The sequence below is a fragment of the Noviherbaspirillum sp. genome (assembly GCF_035627455.1).
Taxonomy (GTDB): domain Bacteria; phylum Pseudomonadota; class Gammaproteobacteria; order Burkholderiales; family Burkholderiaceae_D; genus Noviherbaspirillum.
In genome coordinates this window covers 1-9722 of sequence record NZ_DASPLS010000103.1, presented here as the reverse complement: position 1 = coordinate 9722, position 9722 = coordinate 1, and the positions used below count along the sequence as shown (strand labels likewise).

The 9722-nt window shown below is 67.4% G+C and carries 9 protein-coding genes; 4 read left to right on the top strand and 5 right to left on the bottom strand.

The features are described 5' to 3' along the window. The coding region (locus tag VEC01_RS19890; protein WP_324902656.1) for a glycosyltransferase at nt 1-376 on the top strand (376 nt) is incomplete at its 5' end. Between the two features lie 193 nt (nt 377-569). On the opposite strand, the gene VEC01_RS19885 is transcribed toward VEC01_RS19890, so the two are convergent. Continuing rightward, nucleotides 570-1427 carry a glycosyltransferase family 2 protein gene (locus tag VEC01_RS19885; protein WP_324902655.1) on the bottom strand — a complete coding sequence of 286 codons (858 nt, stop codon included), beginning with the start codon at nt 1425-1427 and terminating at the stop codon, nt 570-572. A gap of 221 nt (nt 1428-1648) precedes the next feature. On the opposite strand from VEC01_RS19885, the gene msbA reads away from it, so the two are divergent. Genes msbA through waaF form a run of 3 tightly spaced genes read left to right on the top strand, consistent with a single transcriptional unit; the run spans nt 1649 to nt 5030 of the window. Continuing rightward, a complete protein-coding gene (gene msbA, locus VEC01_RS19880; RefSeq protein WP_324902654.1) occupies nt 1649-3385 on the top strand; it encodes a lipid A export permease/ATP-binding protein MsbA in 1737 nt (578 codons plus the stop codon). Continuing rightward, nucleotides 3382-3987, top strand: a complete 606-nt coding sequence (locus VEC01_RS19875; protein WP_414691478.1) for a peroxidase-related enzyme — start codon at nt 3382-3384, stop codon at nt 3985-3987. The genes msbA and VEC01_RS19875 overlap by 4 nt, the downstream gene beginning before the upstream one ends. Continuing rightward, nucleotides 3984-5030, top strand: a complete 1047-nt coding sequence (gene waaF / locus VEC01_RS19870) for a lipopolysaccharide heptosyltransferase II (RefSeq protein ID WP_324902653.1) — start codon at nt 3984-3986, stop codon at nt 5028-5030. The genes VEC01_RS19875 and waaF overlap by 4 nt, the downstream gene beginning before the upstream one ends. A 240-nt stretch (nt 5031-5270) precedes the next feature. Here the strand turns inward: waaF and hutI are convergent, their stop codons facing one another. The 4 genes from hutI to hutH all read right to left on the bottom strand — a co-directional run. Further along, nucleotides 5271-6506 carry an imidazolonepropionase gene (hutI, locus tag VEC01_RS19865; protein ID WP_324902652.1) on the bottom strand — a complete coding sequence of 412 codons (1236 nt, stop codon included), beginning with the start codon at nt 6504-6506 and terminating at the stop codon, nt 5271-5273. 1 nt (nt 6507) lies between these two features. After that, nucleotides 6508-7101: a HutD family protein gene (locus tag VEC01_RS19860; RefSeq protein WP_324902651.1), complete on the bottom strand. Its 594-nt coding sequence runs from the start codon at nt 7099-7101 to the stop codon at nt 6508-6510. Nucleotides 7102-7104: 3 nt separating this feature from the next. Further along, a complete protein-coding gene (gene hutG, locus VEC01_RS19855; protein ID WP_324902650.1) occupies nt 7105-8070 on the bottom strand; it encodes a formimidoylglutamase in 966 nt (321 codons plus the stop codon). Between the two features lie 119 nt (nt 8071-8189). After that, nucleotides 8190-9722 (bottom strand): histidine ammonia-lyase (gene hutH / locus VEC01_RS19850; protein ID WP_324902649.1); only part of this gene is annotated, 1533 nt, incomplete at its 5' end.

Below are 9722 nucleotides of genomic sequence, written 5' to 3'. Positions count from 1 at the left end.
GCATGGACGCAAGCGGCAGGAAGAGGTGATCGGGCTGCTGCGGCAATCCTTCCTGCTGCTGCATCCGAGCGACCTCGAAAGCTTCGGCCTGACCATCCTCGAGGGCATGGCGGCCGGCGTGCCGGTGATCACCCATGCGCTTGACAGCGTGACGGTGTGGGCGCATGACCATCCGCGCTACGCGGCGCATCTCGATGCCGCGTCGTGGCAGGCGGAAATCCTGAAATTCGAGGACCGTGCGTACTGGGAAGCGGTGAGCGCGCAGGGGCTGGCGTTCGCGCGTGCGTTCAGCTGGGAGCGCATCACGGAGCAGGTGTACGGATTGATGGCCGCACCCTACGGCACTGCGGTTTCATGCACGGCCGACAAAGCCTGAATGCGGGCGTATCCGCTGCACGGAATACTTCCCGTCGTCACCGTGCAGGCGGGGAGCCATGGGATGGTCGAAGCGGCAAGCTCAGCCAGGGTTCCCGCGGGGCGGCCACCCGTCTGCGCGGAACGACGCGGAATGACGGGGCAAGGGCGGTGAAGTGCGTACCGCAAGCCAGACCGCGCACCCGCTATGCGTCTTAGCCTTCCTGAATCACCTCGATCCGGTCCTCCGCCTTCGGATGCGCCGACAAGCCCTTGTCCGCGCGCGTGACCCCGGTTCGCATCCGTTCCTCGACGCGCCTGCGGTTTTCGAATTCGGTCGCGCGGGTGTTTTCCCGGTGCCAGAGATGAAACACCTCGGTCGAGAACGCGCCGCCCTTGCGCCGGATGCCGTGGCGCGCCAGCCGCAGCACTACGTCCGCGTCCTCATGTCCCCAGCCGACGAAGCTTTCGTCGAAGCCGTCGACCGCGGCATAGTCGTCGCGCCAGATCGCGAGGTTGCAGCTCTTGATGCGGTTCCACTTGACCTTGCGGTAATGGCGCAGGCCGGTATCGGGGAAGTGCAGCAGCGGCACGATCTTGTTGGTGTTGCCCGCCAGCCGCTGCGCCAGCCAGTAGGACAGGCCGCGCAGGTGGATCGGATCGGCGGATGTCAGCACCTGTTTCGTGAACGGCTCCGACAGCAGCACGCGGCTGCCCGATACCATGAAGCCACGTTCCGCGAGCAGGCGGTGGCGTGCGATGAAATCCGGCCGCGGCACGCAGTCGCCGTCGAGGAACACGAGGTAGTCGCCCTGTGCCGCATGCACGCCGAGGTTGCGCGCGGCGGAGGCGCGAAAGCCGTCGTCCGGTTGCCAGGCATGCACCAGCCGCTTCATGCCGCCGGCGCCGCGCGCATTGCGGAACGCGGCGAGCGCGTCGAAGGTCGGCTGGCCGGAACCGTCGTCGGCGATGATCACCTCGAAGTCCGCATCGTTCTGGTCGAGCAGCGCGCGGATGACGGCCGTCAGCGCGTCGGGGCGGTTATAGGTGGTGACGATGACCGAGATCAGCATGGTATGGAACGACTCGTGGCGGGCAGTGTTGCCATTGTTTTATTGCGGAAGGAAAACCGCCGTGCAGTATACCGGATGGCCGCTTCCGCGCCCCGCGCCGGTGCCATCCACTATAATCTAGCGCCAGCAAGATCCCTCCGGCACGAGTGCCGGTTTTCCCGAATCGCGCGCCGCCGCCATGCGCTGCGCGCAGGAACAATGACAATGCAGCGAGTTTTCCCATGACACTATCCCCGAACCTCAAACGCCTGTTCGGGATGGTGCGGCCCTACAAGGGGCGCCTGTTGCTGGCGTTTGCCGGCATGATCATCACCGCTGCCACCGAGCCGATGTTCCCCGCGGTCATGAAAGTACTGCTTGACAACGGTTTCGTCGGCAAGCCGACCTTCCAGCTATGGCTGGTGCCGGTCGCGGTGATCGGCATCTTCGTGCTGCGCGGGCTGTCCACCTTCGCCACCAGCTACCTGATGACCTGGATCACCACGCAGCTGCTCAACACGCTGCGCGGCCTGATGTTCGCCCGCATGCTGGATGTGCCCGCAAGCTATTACACCAGCAATTCGATGGGCAAGATCATCAATTCGATGATGTTCGAGGTGCAGCAGATCGTCGACATGATCCGCAACGTGCTGACCTCGGCGGTGCGCGATGCGCTGACCGTGGCCGGCCTGCTGTTCTTCCTGATCTGGACCAACTGGCGCCTGACCATCGTCGCGCTGGTGCTGCTGCCGCTGACCGCGGTGGTGATCCGCATGACCGGCAAGCGGTTGCGCCGGCTGACGCACGACTACCAGGGCGTGAACAATGAACTGACCCAGGTGATCGAAGAAACCACGCGCGCCAACCTGGTGATCAAGATCTTTGGCGGCCGCGGCTACGAGCAGCAACGCTTCGACCAGCGCGCCGGCAAGCTGCGCCGCTACTCGATGCGCATGGCCACCACCTGGGCGGCGACGGTGCCGATCACGCAGGTGATGGCGGCGTGCGCGGTGGCGGTGGTGATCGTGATCGCGCTGATCCAGTCGAGCAACAACCAGACCACGGTCGGCGGCTTCGTGGCGTTCATCACCGCGATGCTGATGCTGCTCACGCCCCTGAAGCGTATTGCCGAAGTGAACGGCCCGCTGCAGCGCGGGCTGGCCGCCGCCGATGCGGTGTTCAACCTGATCGACGCGAAACCGGAGCGCACCGACGGCAGGCCCTTGCCCGCGCGCGCGACCGGGCGCCTCGATTTCATCGATGTCGGCTTCACCTATCCCGGCCAGTCGCAGCCGGCGCTGGAAGACATCAACCTGACGGTGCATCCGGGCGAAACAGTCGCCTTCGTCGGCATGTCCGGCGGCGGCAAGACGACGCTGGTTTCCCTGGTGCCGGAGTTCTTTCCGGTCACCAGCGGCGAGATCCGGCTCGACGGTGAACCGATCAGCAACATTGCGCTCGACAGCCTGCGCGCGCAGATCGCGATGGTGAGCCAGCATGTGGTGCTGTTCGACGACACGGTTGCCGCCAACATCGCTTACGGCGACGCGAAGCCGGACCGCGCGCGGATCGAGGCGGCGGTGAAGGCGGCGCACCTGGGCGACGTGGTCGCCCGCCTGCCGCAGGGGCTGGAAACGATGATCGGCGACAACGGCAGCCGGCTGTCCGGCGGCCAGCGCCAGCGCCTGGCGATCGCGCGCGCGGTGTACAAGGATGCGCCAATCCTGATCCTCGACGAAGCCACCTCCGCGCTCGACACCGAATCGGAACGCGCGGTGCAGGCAGCGCTCGAGGAACTGATGCAGGGGCGCACGACGCTGGTCATCGCGCACCGCCTGTCGACAATCGAGCGCGCCGATCGTATCGTGGTGCTGGTCGGCGGCCGCATCGTCGAAACCGGCGCGCATGCCGAGTTGCTGGAAAAGAATGGTGTGTACGCCAACCTCTACCATCTTCAATTCGAAAAGGAGACCGCATGATGTCCAGCCCAGCCCTTTCCCAACTTCCTGTTTCCCGCTTCCCCGTTCCGGAGCTCAAGGACCTGCCCGAGGATATCCGCGAGATCATCCTCGCGGTGCAGGAGAAGGCCGGCTTCGTGCCGAACGTGTTCCTGACGCTGGCGCACCGCCCGGCGGAATTCCGCGCGTTCTTCGCGTATCACGATGCGCTGATGCTGAAGGAAACCGGCAGCCTGACCAAGGCCGACCGCGAGATGATCGTCACCGCGACCAGCGCGAAGAACCAGTGCCTGTACTGCGTCGTCGCGCACGGCGCGCTGCTGCGCATCTACGCCAAGCAGCCGCTGGTGGCCGACCAGGTGGCGGTGAACCACCTGAAGGCCGACATCACGCCGCGCCAGAAGGCGATGCTGGATTTCGCGGTCAAGGTCTGCCTGCGCTCGCACGAAATCAACGACGAGGATTACGCGCTGCTGCGCACGCACGGCTTCGACGACGAGGACATCTGGGACATCGCGGCAATCACCGCCTTCTTCGGCCTGTCCAACCGCATGGCCAACGCGATCTCGATGCGCCCGAACGAAGAATTCTTCCTGATGGGCCGCGTGCCGCGCACGAAATGAGCGTGCCGCTGCAGGGGGTGCCGCGCACCCTGGTGATCTCGCCGAACTGGATCGGCGATGCGGTGATGGCGCAGCCGCTGCTGCGCCTGCTGCACGAGCGGCACCCGGAACGGCCGATCGACGTGCTCGCCCCCGGCTGGGTGGCGCCGGTGTGGCGCGCGATGCGCGAAGTCGACACCGTGCTGGAAGCGCCGTTCCGCCATGGCGCGCTGCAGCTGCGCGAGCGGCGCGCGTATGCGAAGATGCTGCGCGAGCGCGGCTATGCGGATGCCTATGTCTTGCCCAACACCCTGAAGTTCGCGCTGATCCCGTGGCTGGCCGGCATTCCGCGCCGCGTCGGCTACAAGGGGGAGATGCGCTACGGCCTGCTGAACGTGATCCACCACGACAACCGCGACGCGCCGCGGCCAATGGTGTCGTTCTATGCGGCGCTGGCCAATCCGCCGGCGCGCGAGGTGCCGCCGCCCTCCGCGCTGCCGCGGCCGGCGCTGGCCGTGTCCGAGGACACGATGGCGGAAGCCGTGGCGCGCGCCGGCCTGCACATGAAGCGGCCGCTGGTGCTGTTCGCGCCCGGCGCGGAATTCGGTTCGGCCAAGCGCTGGCCGACCTCGCATTTCGCGGCGCTGGCCAAGCTGATCGAACAGGAGCGCGGGAATGTACAGATCGCGTTGCTCGGTTCGCCCAAGGACAAGCCGGTATGCGACGAAATCGTGGCGCTGGTGCCGCAGGTGCGCAACCTGGCCGGCGCAACCAGGCTGGACGAGGCGGTCGCGCTGATCGCGCGCGCGGATGCGGTGGTCAGCAATGACTCCGGCCTGCTGCATGTCGCCTCGGCGCTGAACCGCCCGATCGCGGCAATCTACGGACCGACCGACCCGAACCATGCGCCGCCGTTCTCGGACGCGGCCGCGTCGATCTACCTCGCGCTCGAATGCGCGCCCTGCAAACAGCGCGAATGCCCGCTCGGTCATCATCGCTGCATGAACGACATCAAGCCGGCGATGGTGTGGGAGCCGTTGAAGACGGCGCTGCCGGCGCGCTGAGCGGATCACGTTTTCCTGGCCGTCACCGGCGGGCGGGAACTGGCACTGACTCATAGAGCGTCCGGATAAACTTAAAGGATGGTAGGGTGGGTGAGGCCGCCGAGGTAGAGCGAAGCGAAACCCACCGTGCGCCTGATGGGCGTAGCCAAACCGGTGGGTTTCGCCTCGGCTCAACCCACCCTACGATCTGGACCGTGCGCATCGCCCTGTCGTTCCCGCGCAGGCCGGAACCCCTGCCGACTACGCGATGCGCGGCTCGCGCGCCACGCCTCCATTCACCACCGACACGCAGGGATTGCCGCCGATCGCATACGCAAGCTCCCCGGGGCGTTCGACTTCCCACAGCGCGAAGTCGGCCCGCTTGCCCACTTCCAGGGTCCCCGCTTCGCCGCCGATGCCCAGCGCGCGCGCGGCATGGACCGTCGCGCCGGCCAGCGCCTCCAGCGGCGTCATCCGGAACAGCGTGCATGCCATGTTCATCGCCAGCAGCAGCGAGGTCATCGGCGAGGTGCCCGGGTTGCAATCGGTCGCGATGGCCATCGCCACGCCCGCATCCCGCAACGCCTGCACTGGCGGCAGTCTCGTCTCGCGCAGAAAATAGAACGCGCCCGGCAGCAGCACGGCGACGGTGCCGGCGCGCGCCATCGCGGCTATTCCTTCCTGCGACAGGTACTCGAGATGGTCCGCCGACATGCCGTTGAAGCGGGATACCAGCGCAGCGCCGCCCTGGTCCGACAGCTGCTCCGCATGCAGCTTCACCGGCAGCCCGAGCCTGTGCGCGGCATCGAACACCCGCTGCGTCTGCGCCGCGGAGAATCCGATTTTTTCGCAGAACGCATCGACTGCGTCGACCAGGCCTTCGGCGGCCAATGCGGGCAGCATCTGCTCGCACACCAGGTCGACATAGCGCTCCGCCTGGCCGGCGAATTCCGGCGGCAATGCGTGCGCGCCGAGGAAGGTGGTGCGCACGCGCACCGGCAGCGACGATTGAATGCCGCGCGCGACGCGCAGCATCTTGCGTTCGGTCCCGGTATCCAGCCCGTAGCCGGATTTGATTTCCAGCGTCGTCACGCCTTCCGCCAGCAGCGCGCGCACGCGCGGCAGGCTGGCTTGCAGCAGCGCGTCTTCCGACGCGGCGCGCGTTGCGTGCACGGTCGACATGATGCCGCCGCCGCGCTTTGCGATGTCTTCATAGCTGGCGCCGTTCAGGCGCGCCTCGAATTCGTCGCTGCGGCTGCCGGCGTACACGATATGGGTGTGGCAATCGATCAGGCCGGGCGTGAGCCAGCAGCCCTTGCCGTCGTGGACCGCGGCCGCGCGATGTTCCGCCGGAAGCTCGCTTTGCCGGCCTGTCCACGCAATCCGGCCGTCACGCACCGCGATTGCCGCATCACGGATCTCGCCGTAGCTGCCGGGCCCGGCCATCGTCGCCAGATGCACATTGGTCCAGAGCGCGTCCCAGTACGTATCAGACATGTCATGTTTCCTTGTAGCGGATGCTCGCCAGGCACAGGCGCGCCGGCGAAGCCGTAGAGAATTCGAGGGGGAACGCGTTCGCGGAATCGATCAGGATCGTATCGCCCGGCCCGCATCGCAACGTATCGCCGCGCGCATCGCGGCATGCCAGGCCTGCCCCCGACACGAGATGGGCCAGCAACAGGTCGGCGCGGGCGGCAAGGCGCAGGCTGCCATCCAGCTCCAGCAGCTGCAGCTCGTGCATGCAGCGATCACGCCGGGTCATCACGTTGAAGTCGCTGACCGGGCCGTCGGCGAGAAAGGCATCGATCTGCTGCTCGCCGCGAAAGCGGAACGGCGCGGCGCCGGGCCGCAGCAGGACCGGGGCGGTCCCGCCCGCCGCGAGCGCCAGGCCGGCGCCGTCGAGCACCGCAAGCGAGCGGTCGACGCCGGGGAAGGGCGAGAACGGGCCGTCCGCGCAAACCCGCGCGCTGCTGATGCGCCAGTCGAACTGTTCCAGGTCCGCCCCGGCGGGGCCGACCGCGAGCTGGGTTGTGGTTCCGCCGCCGTTCTTCCACGGCATCACCAGGTAATCGGCTGCGCTCAGTTTTCGCATCGCTCAGGCATTGCTGCGTTCCACGATACGCGCCAGCAGACGCGCGGCGACGCGCGCGGTGCGGTTGTCGATATCGTAGCCCGGATTGAGCTCCGCGAAGTCGGCCAGCCGCAGCTTGCCGCTGCCGGCGACGATGTCGATCACCGGGTCCACCACGTCGAGGCCGATTCCGCGCGGGGACGGCGCGCTGACGCCCGGCGCGATCGCCGCCGCCAGCACGTCGAGGCAGACGGTGAAGTACACATGGTCGACCTGCGCCAGGAAATCCGCGAGCGTCGCGCGTATCTTGTCGAGCGCCGCGACATGCATCTCTTCATCCAGCATCCAGCGCACGCCGAGCGCGCGCGCGCGTTCGAACAATGCCTGGGTGTTGCCGAACTCGTTGATGCCGAGCACGCAGTAATGGAAGGGCCAGCCCCTGGCCTGGCATTGTTCCGCGATCTGCCGGAACGGCGTGCCGGAGCTGCCGCGCTCGGCCATGCGCAGGTCGAAGTGGGCGTCGAGATTGATGATGCCGATGCGCGGCGCCTGCTCGCGCGCGGCGAGATGGCGCGCCAGCCCGCTGAAGGAAGCGAAGGCGATCTCGTGCCCGCCGCCCATTGCGACCGGCAGTTTGCCGCGTTCCAGCACGCCCGCGACCACGTCGGCCAGTTCCTGCTGCGCGCGCTCCAGCCCGTCGTCGCTGCCGTCCGCGACACAGACGACGTCGCCGGCGTCGGCGATGGCGCGGCAGCGTTGCACCGGCATGTTGCCCAGCATCGCGCGCAGCGCGGCCGGCCCGCCGCGCGCGCCGGTGCGTCCGTGGTTGCGCGCCACGCCGGCGTCGCACGCGAATCCGACCAGCGCCACGCCGCCCGGCCCGGGGGCGTCTTCCAGCGGCGTGACGACCTGGTGCCAGCGCTTGCCGAGCTCACCCTCGGCTGCATCCACCCGGCCTTGCCAGCGGCTCATGTCTGCTTGTTGATGCATTACTGACTCCAGCCCACTTTGTTAAGAATAGTAGGGTGGGTTGAGCGAAGCGAAACCCACCACGGCGTTCCGTATAAGTTGTTTCCGTGGGTGTCGCTGCGCTCTACCCACGCTACCGATTATGCGGCGTACAGCCCCGCAAACAATTCCTGGCAGCTCGCGCTGAGCCCGCCGTTCAACACCATCTGCTTCGCCGCCTCGATATCCGGCGCGAACAGCCGGTCCTTCTCATAGAACCCGACGCGCTCGCGCAGCCGTTGCTGTACCTGCGACAGCCGCGGCGAGGTATTGAGCGGGCGGTGGAAGTCCACGCCCTGCGCCGCCGCCAGCAGTTCGATGCCGACGATGGTCGCGGTGTTCTGCGCCATGTCATGCAGGCGGCGGCCGGCGAAGGTCGCCATGCTGACATGGTCTTCCTGGTTGGCCGAGGTCGGCAGGCTGTCGACACTGGCCGGATGCGCGAGCGACTTGTTTTCGGACGCCAGCGCGGCGGCGGTGACGTGCGCGATCATGAAGCCGGAATTGAGCCCGGAGGAGGCGACCAGGAAAGGCGGCAGCCCGGACAGCGTGGCATCGATCAGCAGTGCGATGCGGCGCTCCGACAGCGCGCCGATTTCGGCCAGCGCCAGCGCCAGCGTGTCGGCCGCGAATGCGACCGGTTCCGCGTGAAAGTTGCCGCCGGAGATCACGTCCCCCTGTTCCGCATACACCAGCGGATTGTCGGTCACCGCGTTCGCCTCGATCAGCAGCGTGCGCGCCGCATTGCCGATCAGGTCGAGGCAGGCGCCCATCACCTGCGGCTGGCAGCGCAGGCTGTACGGATCCTGCACGCGCTCGTCGTTTTCCAGGTGCGAGCGGCGGATTTCGCTGCCGGCCAGCAGCTGGCGGTAGATCTTCGCGACCGCGATCTGGCCCGGCTGGCCGCGCACTTCATGCACGCGCGGATCGAAGGGCGCGTCGCTGCCCTTGGCCGCATCGACCGACAGCGCGCCGGCGACGGTGGCGGCTTCCAGCAGGCGTTCCGCGAAGAACAGCCCGTGCAGCGCGAGCGCGGTCGATACCTGGGTGCCGTTGATCAGCGCCAGGCCTTCCTTGGCCGCCAGCGTCACCGGCCGGAGGCCGGCTTCCTCCAGTGCTTCCGACGCGGGGCGGATCCTGCCGGCCACGCGCACCTCGCCTTCGCCCATCAGCGCCAGCGTCATGTGCGACAGCGGCGCCAGGTCGCCCGACGCGCCGACGGAGCCCTTGCTCGGGATGCAGGGCATGATGCCCTTGTTATAGAGCGCGATCATGGTGTCGATCACCGACGCGCGGATGCCGGAATAGCCGCGCGCCAGGCTGCCGATCTTCATCGCCAGGATCAGGCGCACCACCTCGTCGGCGATCAGCTCGCCGGTGCCGACCGAATGCGACAGGATCAGGTTGCGCTGCAGTTCTTCCAGCTGGTCGTTCGGGATGTGCGTCTTGGCGAGCTTGCCGAAGCCGGTGTTGATGCCGTACGCGGGCGCGCCGCGTTCGACAATCTTGTGGATCGTCGCGGCGGAGGTGTTGATCGCGTCGTAGGCGGATGGCGCCAGCGCGAGCGGGATGGCGTCGCGCCAGATGTTGCGCAGGTCGGCCAGGGTGAATTGGCCGGGTTGCAGGTTGAGGGT

What these genes read in the sequence shown, in the direction of transcription:
- waaF (WP_324902653.1), top strand. Translation starts at nt 3,984, where the DNA reads ATGAGCGTGCCGCTGCAGGGGGTGCCGCGCACCCTGGTGATCTCGCCG.
- msbA (WP_324902654.1), top strand. Translation starts at nt 1,649, where the DNA reads ATGACACTATCCCCGAACCTCAAACGCCTGTTCGGGATGGTGCGGCCC.
- VEC01_RS19885 (WP_324902655.1), bottom strand. Translation starts at nt 1,427, where the DNA reads ATGCTGATCTCGGTCATCGTCACCACCTATAACCGCCCCGACGCGCTG.
- VEC01_RS19875 (WP_414691478.1), top strand. Translation starts at nt 3,382, where the DNA reads ATGATGTCCAGCCCAGCCCTTTCCCAACTTCCTGTTTCCCGCTTCCCC.
- VEC01_RS19860 (WP_324902651.1), bottom strand. Translation starts at nt 7,101, where the DNA reads ATGCGAAAACTGAGCGCAGCCGATTACCTGGTGATGCCGTGGAAGAAC.
- hutG (WP_324902650.1), bottom strand. Translation starts at nt 8,070, where the DNA reads ATGCATCAACAAGCAGACATGAGCCGCTGGCAAGGCCGGGTGGATGCA.
- hutI (WP_324902652.1), bottom strand. Translation starts at nt 6,506, where the DNA reads ATGTCTGATACGTACTGGGACGCGCTCTGGACCAATGTGCATCTGGCG.